Source organism: Rhodoferax saidenbachensis, assembly GCF_001955715.1.
Taxonomy (GTDB): domain Bacteria; phylum Pseudomonadota; class Gammaproteobacteria; order Burkholderiales; family Burkholderiaceae_C; genus Allorhodoferax; species Allorhodoferax saidenbachensis.
In genome coordinates, this window is record NZ_CP019239.1 from 94,064 (window position 1) to 112,310 (window position 18,247).

23 protein-coding genes are annotated in these 18,247 nt (G+C 62.4%); 7 read left to right on the top strand and 16 right to left on the bottom strand.

The features are described from left to right. From RS694_RS00500 to RS694_RS00520, 5 genes are read right to left on the bottom strand one after another with little or no spacing between them, the layout of a single operon-like run. Positions 1-1,731 carry a SulP family inorganic anion transporter gene (locus tag RS694_RS00500; RefSeq protein ID WP_029706378.1) on the bottom strand — a complete coding sequence of 577 codons (1,731 nt, stop codon included), beginning with the start codon at positions 1,729-1,731 and terminating at the stop codon, positions 1-3. Between the two features lie 21 nt (positions 1,732-1,752). After that, entirely contained in the window at positions 1,753-2,094 is a 342-nt protein-coding gene (locus RS694_RS00505; protein WP_029706379.1) for a protein tyrosine phosphatase family protein, read from the bottom strand. 1 nt (position 2,095) lies between these two features. Beyond that, entirely contained in the window at positions 2,096-2,536 is a 441-nt protein-coding gene (locus tag RS694_RS00510; RefSeq protein ID WP_029706380.1) for a YeeE/YedE family protein, read from the bottom strand. Between the two features lie 33 nt (positions 2,537-2,569). Further along, entirely contained in the window at positions 2,570-3,013 is a 444-nt protein-coding gene (locus RS694_RS00515) for a YeeE/YedE family protein (protein WP_029706381.1), read from the bottom strand. A 22-nt stretch (positions 3,014-3,035) separates the two neighbouring features. Beyond that, complete coding sequence (locus RS694_RS00520; RefSeq protein WP_029706382.1) at positions 3,036-3,368, bottom strand: ArsR/SmtB family transcription factor; 333 nt, start codon at positions 3,366-3,368, stop codon at positions 3,036-3,038. A gap of 109 nt (positions 3,369-3,477) precedes the next feature. Here RS694_RS00520 and RS694_RS00525 point away from each other — a divergent pair, with 109 nt between their 5' ends. Next, complete coding sequence (locus RS694_RS00525) at positions 3,478-4,374, top strand: MBL fold metallo-hydrolase (RefSeq protein ID WP_051391729.1); 897 nt, start codon at positions 3,478-3,480, stop codon at positions 4,372-4,374. 56 nt (positions 4,375-4,430) lie between these two features. Here the strand turns inward: RS694_RS00525 and RS694_RS00530 are convergent, their stop codons facing one another. The 5 genes from RS694_RS00530 to osmF all read right to left on the bottom strand — a co-directional run bounded on the left by RS694_RS00530 (position 4,431) and on the right by osmF (position 8,865). Next, positions 4,431-4,997, bottom strand: coding sequence for an RBBP9/YdeN family alpha/beta hydrolase (locus RS694_RS00530; protein WP_029706384.1), 567 nt, complete (start codon positions 4,995-4,997; stop codon positions 4,431-4,433). An 89-nt stretch (positions 4,998-5,086) separates the two neighbouring features. Further along, the gene (locus RS694_RS00535) at positions 5,087-5,821 is read right to left on the bottom strand and encodes an ABC transporter permease (RefSeq protein WP_029706385.1); all 735 of its coding nucleotides are present in this window, start codon (positions 5,819-5,821) and stop codon (positions 5,087-5,089) included. Further along, a complete protein-coding gene (locus RS694_RS00540; RefSeq protein ID WP_029706386.1) occupies positions 5,818-6,747 on the bottom strand; it encodes an ABC transporter ATP-binding protein in 930 nt (309 codons plus the stop codon). The genes RS694_RS00535 and RS694_RS00540 overlap by 4 nt, the downstream gene beginning before the upstream one ends. Continuing rightward, positions 6,747-7,925: an ABC transporter permease gene (locus RS694_RS00545; RefSeq protein WP_037246683.1), complete on the bottom strand. Its 1,179-nt coding sequence runs from the start codon at positions 7,923-7,925 to the stop codon at positions 6,747-6,749. Before RS694_RS00545 ends, RS694_RS00540 begins: the two co-directional genes overlap by 1 nt. Positions 7,926-7,935: 10 nt before the next feature. After that, entirely contained in the window at positions 7,936-8,865 is a 930-nt protein-coding gene (osmF, locus tag RS694_RS00550) for a glycine betaine ABC transporter substrate-binding protein OsmF (RefSeq protein WP_029706388.1), read from the bottom strand. A gap of 101 nt (positions 8,866-8,966) precedes the next feature. On the opposite strand from osmF, the gene RS694_RS00555 reads away from it, so the two are divergent. Further along, on the top strand, positions 8,967-9,863 hold the full coding sequence (locus RS694_RS00555; protein WP_029706389.1) for a DMT family transporter: 897 nt from the start codon (positions 8,967-8,969) through the stop codon (positions 9,861-9,863). A gap of 115 nt (positions 9,864-9,978) precedes the next feature. On the opposite strand, the gene tauD is transcribed toward RS694_RS00555, so the two are convergent. Continuing rightward, positions 9,979-10,812, bottom strand: coding sequence for a taurine dioxygenase (tauD, locus tag RS694_RS00560; protein ID WP_029706390.1), 834 nt, complete (start codon positions 10,810-10,812; stop codon positions 9,979-9,981). Between the two features lie 186 nt (positions 10,813-10,998). Here tauD and tauA point away from each other — a divergent pair, with 186 nt between their 5' ends. The 4 genes from tauA to RS694_RS00580 are packed head-to-tail and all read left to right on the top strand — an operon-like array spanning position 10,999 to position 14,043. Continuing rightward, complete coding sequence (gene tauA, locus RS694_RS00565) at positions 10,999-12,021, top strand: taurine ABC transporter substrate-binding protein (protein ID WP_029706391.1); 1,023 nt, start codon at positions 10,999-11,001, stop codon at positions 12,019-12,021. An 18-nt stretch (positions 12,022-12,039) separates the two neighbouring features. Then, positions 12,040-12,840 carry a taurine ABC transporter ATP-binding protein gene (locus tag RS694_RS00570; protein WP_029706392.1) on the top strand — a complete coding sequence of 267 codons (801 nt, stop codon included), beginning with the start codon at positions 12,040-12,042 and terminating at the stop codon, positions 12,838-12,840. Beyond that, positions 12,837-13,709 carry an ABC transporter permease subunit gene (locus tag RS694_RS00575; RefSeq protein ID WP_029706393.1) on the top strand — a complete coding sequence of 291 codons (873 nt, stop codon included), beginning with the start codon at positions 12,837-12,839 and terminating at the stop codon, positions 13,707-13,709. Before RS694_RS00570 ends, RS694_RS00575 begins: the two co-directional genes overlap by 4 nt. A 4-nt stretch (positions 13,710-13,713) precedes the next feature. After that, complete coding sequence (locus RS694_RS00580) at positions 13,714-14,043, top strand: DMT family transporter (protein WP_029706394.1); 330 nt, start codon at positions 13,714-13,716, stop codon at positions 14,041-14,043. A 15-nt stretch (positions 14,044-14,058) separates the two neighbouring features. Here RS694_RS00580 and RS694_RS00585 read toward each other — a convergent pair whose 3' ends face one another. Together RS694_RS00585 and RS694_RS20335 are read right to left on the bottom strand one after the other, a co-directional pair. Beyond that, a complete protein-coding gene (locus RS694_RS00585) occupies positions 14,059-14,268 on the bottom strand; it encodes a hypothetical protein (protein ID WP_029706395.1) in 210 nt (69 codons plus the stop codon). 17 nt (positions 14,269-14,285) lie between these two features. Next, positions 14,286-14,432 (bottom strand): hypothetical protein, encoded by a 147-nt coding sequence (locus RS694_RS20335; protein ID WP_156876159.1) that lies wholly within the window; start codon positions 14,430-14,432, stop codon positions 14,286-14,288. Between the two features lie 163 nt (positions 14,433-14,595). On the opposite strand from RS694_RS20335, the gene RS694_RS00590 reads away from it, so the two are divergent. Next, entirely contained in the window at positions 14,596-15,381 is a 786-nt protein-coding gene (locus tag RS694_RS00590; RefSeq protein ID WP_029706396.1) for a trypsin-like peptidase domain-containing protein, read from the top strand. Between the two features lie 128 nt (positions 15,382-15,509). Here RS694_RS00590 and RS694_RS00595 read toward each other — a convergent pair whose 3' ends face one another. The 3 genes from RS694_RS00595 to RS694_RS00605 form a co-directional block, all read right to left on the bottom strand. After that, positions 15,510-15,818, bottom strand: a complete 309-nt coding sequence (locus tag RS694_RS00595) for a hypothetical protein (RefSeq protein WP_029706397.1) — start codon at positions 15,816-15,818, stop codon at positions 15,510-15,512. 558 nt (positions 15,819-16,376) lie between these two features. Further along, positions 16,377-17,318, bottom strand: a complete 942-nt coding sequence (locus tag RS694_RS00600) for a CysB family HTH-type transcriptional regulator (protein ID WP_029706398.1) — start codon at positions 17,316-17,318, stop codon at positions 16,377-16,379. A gap of 101 nt (positions 17,319-17,419) precedes the next feature. Further along, positions 17,420-18,214 (bottom strand): MetQ/NlpA family ABC transporter substrate-binding protein, encoded by a 795-nt coding sequence (locus RS694_RS00605; protein WP_029706399.1) that lies wholly within the window; start codon positions 18,212-18,214, stop codon positions 17,420-17,422. Positions 18,215-18,247 lie beyond the last annotated feature (33 nt).

The following is an 18,247-nucleotide window of genomic DNA, read 5'->3' on the forward strand; positions in this document are numbered from 1 at the left end:
TCAATAGCTGTCCTGCTGCGGGGGTGGACGGAATGCCGCGTGCACGCTTTGAAACACCCGCCCTTGCAGGCGCTGGCCCAGGGGCGTGGACTGCAGGCGGTCCATCACCGGGCCTTTCACTTCGGCCAGCTCCAGCGTGATACCGCGCCGGGACAAGCTTTGTTCCATGGCGGTCAACACCCCCAGTGCCGTGGTGTCGATCTGGTTCACGGCCGAACACACCACCAACACCCGGCGCACTGTGGCATCGGCACGCAGCAAATCTTCAATGCGGTCTTCCAGTGCCGTAGCATTGGCAAAAAACAGGCTTTCGTCCACCCGCAGCGCCAGCAGGCCTGGCACGGTTTCCACCGCATGGCGCGCCACATTGCGGAAATGCTCGGTGCCGGGGACCCGACCCACCACCGCCATGTGCGGGCGGCTGCTGCGCCACACCAACACGCCCAGCGACAGGGCCACGCCCATCAGAATGCCCACCTCCACCCCCATGGTGATCACGCCCAGAGCTGTGGCCATCAGCGAGAGGGCATCGGCCCGGTCGTAGTGCCAGGCTTCTCTCAAGGTTTCAAAGTCCACCAGCGACACCACCGCCACGATGATGGTGGCGGCCAGCACGGCGTGGGGCAGGTAGTAGAAAGCGCCGGTCATGAACGCAATCACCACCGCCATCAGCGCAGCGGACACCACCCCCGCCAGCGGGGTGTGGGCGCCCGCGGCAAAGTTGACCACCGAGCGGGCGAAACCACCGGTGACCGGATAACCACCCGACAAGGCGCTGACCACATTGGCAGCGCCCAGGCCCAGCAGTTCCTTGTCGGGGGCGATGCGTTGCTGGCGTTTGAGGGCCAGGGACTGCGCCACCGACACACTCTCCACAAAACCGACCAGCGAGATCAGCAAGGCAGGCAGCCACAGCTGGCCCAACGTAGTGAAGCCGGGCAAGGCCAGCCCCAGATGTGGCAGGCCTTGTGGCACCACACCGACGACGCTGACCTGGGCAGACATATCCAGCCGCAGCCACGCCACCACCGCGGTCGACACCATTACCGCCGCCATGGGCGCAAGTTTGGCCAGAATGTCCGCCGTTTTGGCAGTGACGCCCACAGCGATCAACCAGCGTGCGAGGTAGCGCCGCGCGACGATCAGAAACACCAGACTCCCCAGCCCCAGGGCCAAGGTGGCCACATTGGTTTTCGGCAACGCATGGGCCAAACCCACCAGCGTGTCCCAGGTAGAGCCCGATGGCGCACGCACGCCCAGCACATGCTTGAGCTGCCCCATCGCGATGACCACCGCAGAGCCGGTGATGAAGCCACTGATCACGGGATGGCTCAGAAAGTACGCGAGAAAGCCCAGGCGCAGCGCGCCAAATACCAGAAGCATCACGCCCGATAACAGCGAGAGTTGTACGGCCAATGCGGCGTATTCCACCGTGCCCGCCGTCGCCAGGGGAGCCAGCGCACTGGCTGTCATGAGTGACGCCACAGCCACCGGCCCCACGGCCAGCGTCATGCTGGAGCCCAGCAGGGCATAGGCCACGATGGGCAGGATGCTCGCGTACAGCCCCACTTCGGGCGGCAACCCCGCCAGCAAGGCATAGGCCAGGCTTTGCGGAATCAGCATGACCGTGACGATCAGCCCCGCGGTCAAGTCACCGGCCAGCCACGCCTTTTGGTAGTGGCGCAGCCACAGGGGCAACGACGCTGCGAGTGAGAAAGTGCGTGCGGTCATGGGGTGCTTGGCAGCGGGTGATCAGGCCAACTGGGCCAGCGCGTACAGCTGCGCAGAGCGTGCGCCCGAGCGGCAGAACGCCAGCACCGGCTGCGGCGCGGCCTGCAGTGCAGCCCGCATCGCCACCGCCTGTTCGGACGTAATGGCGCCGCTGACCACGGGCAGGTAGACGTAGTGCAGGCCCTGGGCCTGCGCTGCGGCAGCGAGGGACTGGCTCTGGGGCTGGTCAGGGCCACCCTCGCCATCGGGGCGGTTGTTGATCACGGTTTTGAACCCTTGGGCGGCGGCATCGGCCATCTGCTGCACGGTCAGTTGTGCGGCGACTGCGAAGCCGGGGGCCATGGTTTGGACAGGGATAGGCATGTCAGTGGGCGCCTGCCGATTGACGCGCTTGCTTGCGCTCGATGATTTCAAACACCGCCATACCCACCAGCATGGCGGCCACAAAGGCGGCTGCCTTGGGTTGGCCTGCACCCAGTGACACGATGGCCGGGCCGGGGCAAAAACCGGCTAGGCCCCATCCCGCACCAAACAACAGGCTGCCGCCGATCAGGCGTTTGTCGATCACGGCCGACGTTGGCAAATGCATGGCACCGCCCAAGAAACTGGTGGTGCGTTTTTTGGCCATGGCAAAGGCACCCAGCCCTACCAGAATGCCGCCGCCCATGACAAAGGCCAGCGACGGGTCCCAAGTACCGGCCAGGTCCAGAAAGCCCAGCACCTTACTGGGGTCGGTCATGCCTGCCAGGATCAGGCCCACACCAAACAGCAGGCCCACGAAAAATTCAGTCACACGGTGTTGCATATCAATGCTCCTCGGATAGGGGGAAGTCAGCGCTTAGGCGAACACGTGGCGCATGACAAAAACAATGGCAAAACCCGCACCCATAAAGGCCAGCGTGGCTGCCAGCGAACGGGGTGACAGGCGCGACAGACCGCAAATGCCATGGCCGCTGGTGCAGCCCGAGCCATAACGTGTGCCCACACCGACCAACAGGCCGGCCAGCACCACGGTGCCCCAGCCTGCATCGATCGTGGCGGGCACGGGGCCCGCCACCAGCAGGTACAACACGGGCGCGGTCAACATGCCCAGCACAAAGGCAATGCGCCAGCCGGTGTCGCCCGCCTTGGGGCGCCCGATGTGTCCCATGAGGCCGCCCACAATGCCGCTGATGCCCAGAATGCGGCCGTTGGCCAGGATGAAAAGGGCCGAAGCCAGCCCCAGCAGAATGCCGCCGGCCAGCGAGGCCCAAGGCGTGAAATGGTTCCAGTCAATGGTCATGGTGTTGCTCCTTGCGCTCTATTCAGGGTGCGCAGAATTGCGCGTACAGCACTTCCATGACCGCCAAGGCCTGGGGACTGGCGACGCAGTAGTAAATGTTTTTGCCTTCACGGCGGGTGCTGACCAGGCCCTCTTCACGCAGTACGCCGAGCTGCTGCGACAGCGTGGGCTGGGATATGCCCACCAGCGCTTCGAGTTCCCCCACGTTTTTCTCGCCCAGGCTCAACTGGCACAGCAGCAGCAGGCGGTCGGGGTTGGACAGCGTCTTCATCAGGCGGCAGGCGGCATCGGCAGACTGGCGCAGTACGGCCAGATCCAGGGCGGGTGCGGGCAATGGGGACGGTTCGGCAAGCATGGGCGGGCTCCAGTTCAGTGGGAAGCCCATAGTTTATTGACAGACAATATATATGTCAATAAACTATCTGAATTGAAATTGAAACAACGCCCTTTACAAGGAGTTTTCCATGACAGCCGCTGGCCCAGCCATCCCTTTCCCCTTGCCTGCCCCCCAGGTGAAAGCCTTCTTTGACCCCGCCACCTGGACCGTCAGTTATGTGGTGTACGACCACGATGGCGGCCACTGCGCCATCGTCGACGCGGTGCTGGACTATGACCCGAAGTCTGGCCGCACCAGCACCACGTCGGCCGACGCCGTTGCGGCTTTTGTCCAGGAGAAGGCGCTGACTGTGCAGTGGATTCTGGAAACCCACGCCCACGCCGACCACCTGTCTGCAGCCCACTACCTGCGCAAACACCTGGGCGGCCAGATCGCCATTGGTGCGGCTATCACCGATGTGCAAAACGTGTTCAAGGGCATCTTCAACCTGGAGCCCGCGTTCCATCCCGACGGCAGCCAGTTTGACCATCTGTTCCATCCCGATGAAAGCTTTGCCATTGGCGAACTCCGCGCCCAGGCACTCGCCGTGCCCGGCCACACGCCCGCGTGTATGGCGTACCAGGTCAGCGACGTTGTGTTTGTGGGTGACACCCTGTTCATGCCTGACGTGGGCACCGCGCGCTGTGACTTCCCTGGCGGCGACGCGCCCACGCTGTATGCCAGCGTGCGCAAGCTGCTGAGCCTGCCGGGTGATACCCGCCTTTACATGTGCCACGACTATCCGCCCGATGCACGCGAACCCGCGTGGGAAAGCACCGTGGCCGAGCAGCGCGCCAGCAACATCCACATCCGTGACGGCGTGTCCGAAGCGGCTTTTGTCTCTATGCGCCGCAAGCGCGACGCGGGGCTGGCCATGCCCAACCTGATCCTGCCCGCGGTGCAGATCAACATCCGCGCCGGCGAGATGCCGCCCCCCGAGGCCAATGGCGTGGCTTACCTCAAGGTGCCTCTCAACGCGTTGTAGGCGAACTTACAAGCCAAAACAGGTACTAGCCCGCATGGGGATTGCGCAAGCAGCTATCAAACTGATAGTGAATCCAGGGCGCCTGTCGGGGACGCGTGGGCCGAGGGGTTCACCAGCGACTGCAATAGCGCCAGCCCCAGCGGCCAATGGCCAAAGCCGGTTTCCACATTGATGTGGCCGGCGTTTTGCAGGCGCACAAACTCGCTGCCCCATGCGCGCGCATAGGCGCCTGCGGTGCGTACTGGGCAAAACGGGTCATTGCTGCTGGCCACCAGAATACTGCGGTACGGCAGAGGCTGGTAGGGCACGGGCGCAAAGTCGGCCAGCACACCGCGCCGCTCGGGGTCGGCCGGGGCCACCAGCAATGCGCCCGCAATGCGCGCTGCTGTTTCATCGGGCAAGTGGGTGGTAGCGATGCAGCCCAGGCTGTGCGCCGCAATCACCACTGGGCCCGGTTGTTCCAGGATGGTGCGGCTGATGGACGCAATCCACGCCTTGCGCGACGGGGTGATCCAGTCGTCCTGCTGCACGCGCACGGCATTTGGCCACTGCTCCGCCCACAGGCTTTGCCAGTGGCCGGGGCCGGAATCGCGCCAGCCGGGAACAATGATCAGGGTAGACATGCGGCCGATTCTCGGCACGATGACTGCAAACCCCAACGAATACTTTGTTGTTTGTTTATGTCGGAATGAGCTGAGAGCCCGTTCAGGCGTTAACCGCGCTGCAACTGGCGACCCAGCCGCTCAAAGAAGCTGTCCACCGTGATCGCCAGCAGGCCCGTGAGCACGGCGCCCTGCAGCACATAGGCCGTATTGAAGCCCGAGAGGCCAATGATGATGGGCGCACCCAGGTTTTGCGCACCCACGGTGGAGGCAATCGCGGCGGTGCCGATGTTGATGGTGACTGAACTGCGCACGCCCGCAAGGATGATGGGCGCGGCCAGCGGCAACTCCACTTGCCAGAAAATCTGCCGCGCATTCAGGCCCAGACCACGCGCTGCATCCAATGTGGCCGCCGGCGTCAGCGCAAACCCGGCCAGTACGCCTTGCAGCATGGGCAGCAGACCGTACAACGCCAATGCCAGCAGCACCGGCTTTTCGCCAAAACCCATGAGCGGAACGGCCAGCGCCAACACGGCAATCGGCGGAAATGTCTGCCCCATGGACACCAGCGACTCCAGCGCCGGACGAAATGCCAGCCCCCGGGCCCGTGTGACCCAGGTGCCCGCAGCAAACGCCACCGCAAATGCAGCCGTGCTGGACACCAACACCATCTGCACATGGGCCCACAGCAAGCTCCAGAACGGCGCCTGTTGGTACATCGGGCGCTCCTGTTGCGGAAACACGGCGTGGAACAGCGGCTCCAGCGCTGGCAGTCCCAAGCTCAGGGCCACCAGCAGCGCAGCCAGTAGCAAGGGCACGGCATAAGCCGAACGCCAATGTTTCATGGCTGCGGGTCCAGCAGGTCGGCGAAGTGCAGCACACCCACCGCTGCGCCAGCGTCGTCGACTACCGGCAAGGATGCGCGGCCTTGCACCACAAAGGCCGATACGGCCTCGCGCAAATTCAGGTCTGCGGCAATCGGTTCACCGCTCGTCTGGTCCGGGCCGCGCATTTTTTGCCGCACGGTACCCAGTGCCAGGCGCTTGAGTCCCCGTTCCGCGCGGCCCAGAAAGTCGGTGACGAAATCATTGGTTGGTCGCGTCAGCAACTCCAGGGGCGTGCCCTGCTGCACCACCCGCCCGGCGTTGAACACCACCATGCGGTCAGCCAGGTACAGCGCCTCATCAATGTCGTGCGTGACCAGCACAATGGTCTTGCCCGAGAGTTGGTGGATGCGCATGAGTTCGCGCTGCAGGTCGACACGCGTCACCGGGTCCAGCGCGCCAAAGGGTTCGTCCATCAGCAGAATTTCGGGGTCACCTGCCAGCGCCCGTGCCACACCCACGCGCTGTTGCTGGCCTCCCGACAGTTCGTTGGGGTAGCGCCGTGCAAACTGCGGATCGAGTTGCAGCAGCGCCAGCAGTTCGACCACGCGCGCGCGCACTTTGTCCTCGGGCCAGCCCAGCAGGCGCGGCACCGTGCCAATGTTTTTTTCCACCGTCCAATGTGGAAACAGCCCCACCGACTGGATGGCATACCCCATGCGGCGGCGCAGGGCCTCTGGCGGGAGTGTGCGGATGTCCTGCCCGCCCAGCAGAATTTGGCCCTGGTCGCACTCGACCAGGCGGTTAAGCATGCGCAGCGTGGTGGACTTGCCCGAACCCGAGGGGCCCACCAACACCACCAGCTCACCGGTGGCGATGTGCAGGCTCAGGTCTTGCACCGCAGGGTGTGCACCATAGTTTTTGGAAACGGCTTTCAGTTCAATCATCAGTTTCTTACCGGTTGCCGGACCACCAGGTCCAGCGCCATGAACAGGGCCTGCGCCAGCCAGGCCAACACCACGATGGGAACGACGGCCAGCAACACCAGATCCAGTGCGCTGCTGAACAAGCCCTCAAACATCAGCGACCCCAGCCCGCCTGCACCAATCAGCGCTGCCACAGCCGTCAGGCCAATGGTTTGCACCAGCATCACCTTGAGCCCTGCCAGCACCACGGGCAGCGCCAGAGGTAGCTCGATCTGCCACAGCAGTTGCGCTCTGGACAGGCCCATAGCCAGCGCCGACTCGCGGATGTCCGCAGGAATATGCCCCAGCCCCGCGTGCACACTGCGCACCAGCGGCAGCAGCGAATACAGCGTCAGCGCCAGCACGGCAGGGGCCATACCCACTCCGTGGATGCCCCAGGCCGGCAGCAGCGGAATGAGCGCACCCAGCCAGGCCAGCAAGGCCATCAACACACCAAACAGCGCAATCGAGGGAATGGTCTGCACCATGTTCAGCAACGGGAAAATGCGCTGGCTCCACACCGGCGTGCGGTGCACCCATACGCCGAGCGGCAGGCCGGTGCAAACGGTCAGCAGCACGGTGTAGCCTATGATGCGCAGATGCTGCGCCAGCGCACGCCAGAAGTCTTCGTCACGCGCGGCGTATTCCTTGAGTGTGGAGAGACTGTCGAGCAGGCCACTGGCCAGCAGGCCCACGGTGCCCAGCAGCACCAGCGCCCACCACACCACCTTGTGTACCAGGCGGGCCTGTAACTGCCGCAGCACTTCGTGGGCCAGCAGCCACATCACCAGAACGACCACCCAGAAACCGCTGCCCAGCGCAGTGCGGCCCAAGCCCTGCGTCACCACATCGAGCTCTTGCGCGCGTGCGCCGGCCAGCAGCAAAAAACAAAAGAACAGGGTGGCCAGGGCCGACAGTGCGCTCCACAGGGGCAAGCGCCCCAGTTGGGGCCACAGGCAGGCCAATGCAAGTAAGGCTGTGGCCACTCCGGTGGCCAGCCACCACGGGGCCGACGCGTGGGCTCCCAGCGTGGCCAGCGTTACGCCCTGACCGCTGAGCAGGCGGTTGGGCGCCTCGCCCAGAAAAGGCAGCCATACCAATACTGCCACGCCCAGGAGGAGTAGCGCAGGCAACGACAGCGTCGCGGGTCGACGCAGCATGGGCAGGCGCTTATCTCTTGATGAAACCCTTGCTCTTCAAATAGTCGGCGGCCACCTTCTTCGCATCCTTGCCCTCCAGCGCAATTTGCGCGTTGAGGGTCTGTAGCGTCACGCCGTCCAGAGAGCGAAACACGGGTGCCAGCAGTTCGCGAATTTTGGGGTTCTTGGCCAGCACGTCGTCGCGGATGATGGGCGCGGGTGCGTACACCGGCTGGATGCCTTTGGGGTCATCCAGAATGACCAGGCCGAGCGCCGCCACCGGGCCGTCCGTGCCATAGGCCATGGCGCCGTTCACGCCCGAGGTGTTCTCGGCCGCGGCCTTGATGGTGACCGAGGTGTCACCACCGGCCAGCGCCAGCAACTGGTCCTGACCCAGCTTGAAACCATAGGCTGTCTGAAAAGCCGGCAGGGCGTCGGCGCGCTCAATGAATTCTGCCGAAGCCGCGAGCTTGAACTTGCCGCCACCGGCTACCCAGCGGCCCAGGTCGTCCAGTGTCTTGAGCTTGTTGGCAGTGGCCACATCCTTGCGCACCGCGATGGCCCACGTATTGTTGGCGGGTGAAGCCTCCAGCCAGGTGATCTTGTTTTTGCCGTCGAGCTGCTTCACCAGGTCAAAGCCGCCTTTGGCGCTTTTCCAGGCCGGGTTTTTCTCATCAGAGAAGAAGAAAGCACCGTTGCCGGTGTACTCGGGGTAGATGTCAATCTCGCCGGCCACGATGGCGCTGCGCACGATCTTGGTGTTGCCCAGGCGCACCTTGTTGTCGGTCTTGATGCCGTTCGCCTCCAGCACTTGCACAATGATGTTGCCCAAGAGCGCACCCTCCGTGTCAATCTTGGAGGCCACGCGCACGGGTGCGGTCTGCGCCCAGGTGGTGGGTGCCAATGCAGCCAATGCCAGAGCGGCCAGGGTGAGAGTGCGGCGCGTGCGTAGATAAGTCATGCGGATTCCTTGAACGGGTATGAAGCAACCCGCACGCACGGTACCCTGAATCGGGAAACCCTTCAAGTCGCCCTGGAAAGCGTTTGGATACCATCAAGGACATGCAGTCTTTCCTTCAGCGCCTTCAACACGGCAACCCCCGCAGCATTACCGCCATGCTGCTGGCAGTCATGCTGTTCTCCGTCATGGATTCCCTCATCAAGGCGTTGTCCACCCACTACCCACCCTTGCAGGTTGCGGCCATGCGCGGAGCGCTCACGTTGCCGCTGATAGCACTGTGGATTCAGCTGCGCGGTGCCTGGGGCGAGGTGTGGCGTGCCCGCTGGCCGCTGCACTTTCTGCGCGGTGCGCTGGTCATCACCATGCTGGTGTTGTTTACCTACGGGGTGCGGCACCTGCCGCTGACCAATGCCTACACCATCATGTTCTTTGCGCCGCTGCTCATCACGCTATTGGCATGGCCGGTGCTGGGTGAACGTGTGCCGCGCGCGCACTGGTGGGCCATCATCGGTGGTCTGGTTGGCGTGCTCGTGGCGTTACGTCCCAGCGCCGAGGGCTTTGCCAGTTGGGCGGGGCTGGCCGTGCTGGGCTGTGCCGTGTGTTACGCCGTGTCGGCCGTCGTCACGCGGCTGTGCAGTCGCACGGACTCCAAGGACAGCCTGGTGCTGTGGGTCATGGTGATCCTTGCCGTGGGCGCAGGGGCCATGGCCATCCCGCAATGGCGGCCGTTGCAGGCGGATCACCTCTGGTTTTGGTTGGGGCTGGCGGCCTCGGGTTTTGGTGCGCAGTTGGCCATTACCGAGGCGTTTCGCCATGGCCAGGCCAGCGCCGTGGCACCGTTTGAATACACCGCACTGGGCTGGAGCCTGGGGATCGACTGGGTTGTCTGGCAGGTGCTGCCGGATAGCTATACCCTGCTGGGCGCAGCCATCGTCGTGGGCAGCGGTCTCTATGTGTTGCGCCACGAGCAGGTGCACGCAACGGCGGAACATCCCTGAGTCGGTTGCGTACATGCCTTGCCGCTGCTCTGTAGGGCAATTTATGCGTCAAATCGTGCTCTAGCCCGCATTTAGACTGCGCAAGCAGCTATCAAATATATAGTGATTGGCGCGTTCAGAAGGGTGCGTCCCCGAGGATGGTGGCGCGGTGCATCACGCGGCGGTGCGGCAGGTAGTCGGCGGTGGCGTAGTGCTGGGTCAGGCGGTTGTCCCAAAAGGCTAGGTCGTACTGCTTCCAGCGCCAGCGCACGGTGAATTCAGGCTTGGCCAGGTGCACGCGCAGAAAGGCCAGCAGCGCATCACTCTCTGCCTTGGCCAGGTCTACGATACGGCTGGTAAAGCCCTCGTTCACAAACAGGCCGTGTTTGCCGCTGACCGGGTGGGTACGCACCACGGGGTGCGTTACCTCGGGCGACTTAGCCACCGCGGCTTCCCAGGTCTTGCGTTCTTCGGGCGTGCGCGCATACCGCCAGGCCGGGAAGGACTGCACAAAGCTGTGCTCGGCCCGCAGCGGGTCTAGAAACCGGCGCAGGGGTTCAGACAGCGCTTCATACGCTGCAATGCCGCTGGCCCACAGGGTGTCGCCCCCGTGCGGCGGCAACACGCGCGCCGACAGGATGGCGCCCAGCGGCGGCGTCTTGATGAAGGTCACATCGGTGTGCCAGTTGTCGTTGTCGGGCGGGTTGTCGTTGTGCGTGTCCAGCACGATGATTTCGCTCGCCTCCGGGTGCTGCGGGTACACCGGGTGGATGTGCAGCTCGCCAAAGGCGCGCGCCAAGTCGCGCTGTTGCACCGGCGTGACGGGCTGGTTTTCAAAGAACAACACGTGGTGCTGCAGCAGGGCTGTCTGCAAGGTGTCGCGGTCGGTGTTGCGTAGGGGTTCGGTCAGGTCAATGTTGCTGACCAGGGCGCCGATGGCAGGGCCCAGGGGGCGGATGTCGAGTGTCATGCGGGCGAGTGAGGGCAGGAGAAGCAGATGGGCCCAAGGCTATAACGCGGCGCACATTTCTCTTGCGCGTTATTCGCATTAGCTATTTCAAATTCATTCGACGACACGCAGCGCGTATATCAATACGCTCCATTCCAGACCCCCATGGGCTGTCTATCTGTTCTACGCAACCAAGGAATCGGACCAATGAAACTCACCAAAAGACTCTTCACCGCCGCCATCGGCGCTACCCTGCTGGCCGGTGCCAGCCTGGGTTTTGCCGCTGACAAAAAAGTCGTCATCGGTTACCAGACCGATGCGCTGCCTTCGTCGGTCGCCATTGCCAACGGTGACTTCGCCAAGGCCACGGGTTACCAGATTGACTTTCGCAAGTTCAACTCCGGCGCAGACGTGTTTGCCGCCATCGCGTCGGGTGACGTGCAGATCGGCTACGTGGGCTCCAGCCCTTACGCTGCTGCCACTTCCCGCGGTCTGGATGTGAAGGCCTTCTACCTGGCCTCCATCTCCGGCACCGATGAAGCACTCGTGGTGCGCAACGGCTCCGGCATCAACTCGCTCAAAGACCTCAAGGGCAAGAAGCTGGCCGCTGCCCCGGTCTCTACCGACCACTACCAATTGCTGGCACTGATCAAGAGCCAGGGCCTGACCGAAAAAGACGTGCAGGTGTTTGCCATTCCCCAACCTGAAATCGTGGCCGCCTACAACCGTGGTGACCTGGACGGTGGTTTTGTATGGGACCCGGCGCTGACCGAGCTGAAGAAAAACGGCAAGGTGCTGATCACATCCAAGGAAGTTGCTGAAAAAGGCGCGCCTACGTTCAGCGCCTGGGTGGCCACCGGCGCCTTCGCCAAAGAGAACCCAGCCTTCCTGAAAGCCTACGCCGGCGTGATCGAGAAGTACTCGAACTCGTTCGTGAAGGACAAGGCCGCCTGGGGACCCGATAGCGAGAACGCCAAGACCCTGGCCAAACTGCTGGGCGGTACACCGGCCGACTTCTCCGCAGCGCTCAAAAACCTGAACCTGGTGCCCCTGAACGTGCAAGCGTCGGACGCCTGGTTGGGTGGTGGCGAGAAATCGGGCGTGGCCCGCATCCTCAAGGAAACCGCCGCCTTCCTGAAAGAGCAAAAGAAGATCTCTGACGTGCTGCCCAGCTACGCAGCGTTTGTGACCACCTCGGCGATCACTGGCCCCGTGGTTGCACAGAAGTAAGAAAAGTAAGTAGAGACTATGCTCAGCGTCAAACAAGCCAGTGTCTACTTTGCCGGGCGGGATGGCCGCCCCGTGCAGGCACTGGACCGCGTCTCCCTCGACATTCCGGACCGCGGTTTTGTGGTGGCGCTGGGCACCTCGGGTTGTGGCAAGTCCACGTTGCTCAACGCGATGGCGGGTTTTCTGCCGTTGTCCGAGGGCAGCATCACGCTCAATGGGCGCCCTATTGAAAAGCCCGGTGCCGACCGCGGCGTCGTGTTCCAGAAAGACAGCTTGCTGCCCTGGAAAACCGTTGCCGAAAACGTGGCGCTGGGCCTGAAGTTTGCCGGCGCCAGCCGCGCCGAGCAGCGCGACCGCGCGCTGGAGCTGCTGCAGCTCGTCGGCCTGCAAGACTTTGCCAATGCAGCACCGTATGAACTGTCAGGCGGCATGCGCCAGCGCGTGGGCCTGGCCCGTGCGCTCGCTCCCGATCCCGACATCCTGTTGATGGACGAGCCCTTTGGCGCGCTCGACAGCATGACCCGCGAGCAAATGCAGGAGCTGCTGGTCTCGGTCTGGCACCGCACCGGCAAGCAGGTGTTCTTCATCACCCACTCGATTGAAGAGGCGCTGTTCTTGGGTACCCAGCTCATCGTCATGTCACCGCGGCCCGGCCGCATCGTGGCGCGGTTCGATCTGGACTTTGTCAACACCTTCGCGCGTGACGGTGATGCCCGTGCCATCAAGACCGCGCCGCAGTTTGCCCACCTGCGCGAGGAGATTCGCGCCATCGTCCACAACAACGAACACCACAGCGAACACCAGGAGGCCACCGCATGAGCGACCTTGCTATTTTGGGAACTGTCCTCCCACACTCTTCAGAATTTCCTGCCCGCCAGGCGGTGGCGCCACGCATTGTGAAGATGCGCAGCTTCGGCATTGGCGAAAAGTCCACCGTCACCATCAGCGTGGCCACGGGTGCCGCCTTGCTGCTGCTGTGGTGGCTGATCACCCAGGCCAGCCTGGTACCCAAACTGTTTTTGCCCACGCCGGCTGAAGTGCTGTCGCTGGGTGTGGAGATCTTCCGCGAGGGGTATGCCAACGCCACGCTGTGGGAGCATGTGTCCGCCAGCCTGGGGCGTATTTTGTCGGCCGCCGTGATTGCGGTGGTGCTGGGCATCCCCGTGGGCCTGCTGATGGGCCTGAGCCGCTGGGCCAAGGGCATCTTCTCCACGCCCATCGAGTTTTACTGGCCGTTGCCACCCCTGGCCTACCTGCCGCTCATGATCATCTGGCTGGGTATTGGCGAGACCTCCAAGATCGCGCTGCTCGCGCTGGCCATGTTTGCGCCCGTTGTGCTGTCGGCCCAGGCCGGCGTGCGCTCGCTGCCGCAGGAGCGCGTGAACGCGGCCCTGTCACTGGGCGCCACGCGCTGGCAGCTGTTCAAGGACATTGTGCTGCCCTCGGCCCTGCCCGAAATCCTCACCGGCATCCGCATCGCGCTGGCCGTAGGCTGGAGCACGCTGGTCGCGGCCGAGCTGATCGCCGCCACGCGCGGCATTGGTTACATGGTCATGTCGGCTTCGCACTTCCTCGCCACCGATGCGGTGTTTGTCGGTATCGTCATCATTGCGGCGTGTGCCTTTGCCTTTTCCTTCAGCATGCGTTTGCTGGAAGGTTGGCTGGTCCCCTGGAAGGGCAAGCAGTGAGCGCATGTCTGTGATGCAGGCCAACCAGTGGTGGTTGGCTGCGGCGATTGTCTGTGAAGTGATTGCGACCAGTGCGCTCAAGGCCTCCGATGGCCTGCAGCACTGGCGCCCCGCGGTGCTCGTGGTGGCAGGCTACGTCTGCGCTTTCTACGCGCTGGCGCAGGCCTTGCGCACCATCCCCGTCGGCGTGGCCTACGCCATCTGGTCGGGCGTAGGCATCGTCATGGTCTCGCTGATTGGCTACTGGCTGTTCAAGCAACGCCTGGGCACGGGTGAACTCGCCGGCATCGCCCTGATCGCCGCGGGTGTGATCGTGTTACAGATCGCCGCCTAACGCGGCGCCGATGCGTCACCAGGCCCAGAGCAGCACGCGGTGAGCCAGGCGTGCCGGCCGTGGCACGGCCAATGCACGCCGCACCCCATGCACCGGTGTGTGTGATGTGATGCGCCGCCCAAAGCGGCTGGTGGACACCAGGTTCCAGGATCCGGAGGTCACCGCCAGCACCCGCAGCAGGTTGCGCTGGATATCGTCGGCACTGGACAACTCGGGCGGGTACATGGGGTTTCTCCCTGCGCTCAGACCATCTGCGCCGGCAGTAGCAACAGGCGCACCGCCACGGCGGACAGTGCCACCCACAACACGGCTGCGCCCAGCGCCACCAGCAGCTCGCGCGGGCTGAAAGGGCCATCCTGGTTCAGCCCGACGAAATCATGTTCTTGCATGTAGCACCCCTTGCATTCTTGTTGTGGATGCCTGCATTGTGCGAAGCGGGGGCGCAAAGGGGAAGGAAGGAAACGGTACTACCTAGTGCGGAAAACGTTTAAGGCTTAGAGGCATGGGATGCGTGCAATCGATCCAAAGCAGACATCGCTAGACTAGTCACTTATGCCGATTCGAATTTCTGCACCCAGCGTCCAGTCTCTGAAGGTTCAGCCACTCGCGCGTGGGAACGTCCTTAGTCACGCAACTGCAACGGTAGCGAAGCTGATCGGCGGTGAACCCTACTTGTTAACGAATCGCCACGTGGTAACTGGGCGAGACAATGTGACTGGGGAATGTCTTGACAAGAATGCCGCCCTTCCAGACACACTGCGGGTTCATTTCTGGGCGCGCGGCCTATCGCATCAAGAGACTGTAGATATCCCGCTATATCTCGAAGGAAGGACGGACGATCAAGCTACTAGAACCTGGATCGAGCACCCCAGCTATATGCATAGTGCTGACGTGGTTGCATTGCACCTCCAAGTGCCTGCCGAAATAGAACTGATGCCGTATGTGCTTGACACGAGCATCGCGGAGGATCTAATCGAACCAAGCGATCACGTTCAAGTTATTGGCTTTCCGCTATCGGATAAAAATTCCTCACCTTTTGGGATATGGGTAGCAGGTTTTGTCGCAAGTGAGCCAGAGCTCAATCATCTCAATGCCCCATATTTCTTGATTGACTGCCGTGCGCGCAAAGGCCAAAGCGGCTCACCGGTTATCGTCGCCACTGGCGGTCACGGCCAGATGAAGCGAAAAGACGAGCGTCACTTCAACATCGCTTCGATCCACTTACTCGGTCTGTACAGTGGTCGCTTGGGCTCCGACACAGATCTAGGAATGGTCTGGAAGGCGTGGCTGTTGCGCGAGCTCTTGACATATGCACACACCGTGCGCGCGCAATCCTAAAATATCCGTTTTTGGTCCAAAAAGGTCATTTCAGTCCCGACGGCACATAAAGCGCGCGGCGAATCGTGGGGCGGAGACAGTCCGTTGCAAGTCGGCTCCAGTGCCCCAGTCAAGCTGCCACGTGGCATTTATGGGTTAAGGACCTCTTGAACCCAGTCATCCCAATTTGCGGCACCCAGGTCATCCTCGACGACGCCAGGATGAGCTGCAACCCACCAGTCTTTGATTTCAAGGTATTCCTGATGGGACACAGAGAAGGGCCGCCAGGCGCCCATTAGGTTGTCTTGGTCGCAGGGGTCATTGCCCGCGGCAAAGAACTCATTGAGAAAACCATGAGGAGGGAAGACCTTCGAAGCCCCAACGACACCAAAAATGCCAAAACGAACCGCCTCATTGGCGGTGAGAACTTCCATTGCAGAAAGAACAAATGCCGTCATGTCTACTCTCAAAGTGGATACCTACGTTTTTCTTGCGCGAGATGCCATCTCAGCGGCAATTCTGCCTTTCACGCATTACCTTCCTTCCCAATGAACTCAGGAATTAGCCGAACGTGACGCCTGGGGTGGAAGCGTTGTAGGGGGCTCCCTTACTGGAATGGGGTTTTCCAATGGCGGCGGTGCGTCCTGAGGCTGTGGCGGTTCAGGGATATCTGGTGGCAATGGCACAGGTCCTAGTGGCTCGGGCCAAGTATTGGCTGTGTGTTCGTTCAGGCAAATACCGTACGTCGTCATCATGGTGTCCTCCTAGCGAAAGCTATTTCCAAGGCTAGACGAGTAGAGGGAAATCATCCGTGCGATTGCATACGTTTAAAGAAGGAGTCTGAAGGACTATTGCAAGGTGAGACAAAGCACCCCTGAATTGAAATCGCTGATAACTATCATTTGCCAGTGCCGGCAAATGCCCCCAAGCAGAACAACCCCGACCGGGGGAGTTCTCAACAATCCGTCTACTCCCCGCAGTGAACACGGCGCCAGCCCTGAGGCACCGGCGCCTGTTCAGGCCTCCAGAGGTGACGCGCTGGCCAGCGTCTGCGCCACCACCTCACGCGTCAGCGTAGGTACAAAAGTCTCGATGAAACTGTAGGCATACCCCCGCAGCCAGGCACCGCGGCGCAGCCCCAGACGCGTCACATTCACCTGGAACAGGTGGCCGGCGTCCAGGATGCGCAGGTTCTTGTCGCGGTCGGCGTCCAGCGCCACCGACGCCACAATGCCCACGCCCATGCCCAGCTCCACATAGGTCTTGATCACGTCGGCGTCCATGGCTGTCAGCACCACTTCGGGTTGCAGGTCATGCGCGGCAAAGGCGTTGTCAATGTGCGAGCGCCCGGTGTAGCCCAGCTCGTACGTGATGATGGGGTACTGCGCGAGCTGCTGCAATGTCACTGGCTCCTGCTGGTCCAACAGCGGGTGGCCCGGTGGCACCACGATGCTGTGGGTCCAGCGGTAGCAGGGCAGGGTGACCAACTGTGCGTAGTCGGCCAACGCTTCGGTGGCCACACCAATGTCGGCCTCACCGGAGAGCAGCATGGCCGCCACCTGTTTGGGCGAGCCCTGGTGCAGGTGCAGCGTGACCTTGGGAAACTTGTCGCGAAAGTCCTTCACCACATGCGGCAGCGCATACCGTGCCTGCGAGTGGGTGGCCGCCACGGAGAGTTGCCCCTCCATCTGCGTGCTGTAGTCCTGGCCTGCACGTTTGAGGTTCTCCGCATCCAGCAGCAGGCGCTCCACGATGGGCAGCAGGTCCTTGCCGGGCGGCGTGAGGCCGGTGAGCCGTTTGCCGGCGCGGACAAAGATGTCCACGCCCAGCTCCTCTTCCAGTTCACGGATCTGTCGGCTCACGCCGGGTTGCGAGGTGTGCAGCATCAAGGCCACCTCGGTCAGGTTGAAGCCGCACCGTACGGTTTCCCGCACGGAGCGCAGTTGTTGGAAGTTCATGCCTGATTACGCTATGGTTTCGATAGCTGCTTGCGCAATATCCGCCTGGGCTACAGGCCGTTTTGTTATAGAAATAGGGGCTGCGGGGTGCGCCGGGTGCCTCAGAAACCGGTGAGTACCGCACCCTTGAATTCAGCCAGCACGAACTTGCGCACTTCTTCCGACTGGTAAGCCTTCACCAGCTTGGCCACCCAGGGCTTGTCCTTGTCCTGGTCGCGGATGGCGATCAGGTTCACGTAGGGGCTCTTGGCGCTTTCCTGGGCGATGGAGTCCTTGCCCGGTACCAGGCCGGCCTGCAGCGCGAAATTGGTGTTGATGGCCGAGGCGTCCAGGTCGTCCAGCGAACGGGCCAGTTGGGCGGCTTCCAGTTCCACAAACTTCAGCTTCTTGGGGTTGTCGATCACGTCCAGCGGTGTGGCTTTCAGGCCAGCTTCGGGTTTGAGCTTGATCAGGCCCTTGTCCTGCAGCACCAGCAACACGCGCCCGCCATTGGTCGGGTCATTCGGGATGCCGAACTTGGCACCTTCCTTCAGATCTTCGAGTTTCTTGACTTTCTTGGAGTACAGGCCGATGGGGAAGTTGACGGTGTAACCCACGGACTGGATCTTGTAGCCGCGGTCCTTGATCTGCTGGTCCAGGAAAGGTTTGTGCTGGTAGCTGTTGGCGTCCAGGTCACCGGCGGCCAAAGCGGCGTTGGGCTGGATGTAGTCGCTGAACTCGACAATCTGGATCTTCAGGCCGTCTTTCTCGGCGATCTTTTTCACCTGTTCAAAAATCTGCGCGTGGGGGCCGGCGGTCACGCCGATCTTCAGCGGCTTGTCCTGGGCCATGGCGGGTGCCAGTGCGGCGGACAACACCACGGCGGCGATGGATTGCAATGCGAAACGTTTGTTCATTGGGAACTCCTTGTTGAAGAAAGATTGAATTGG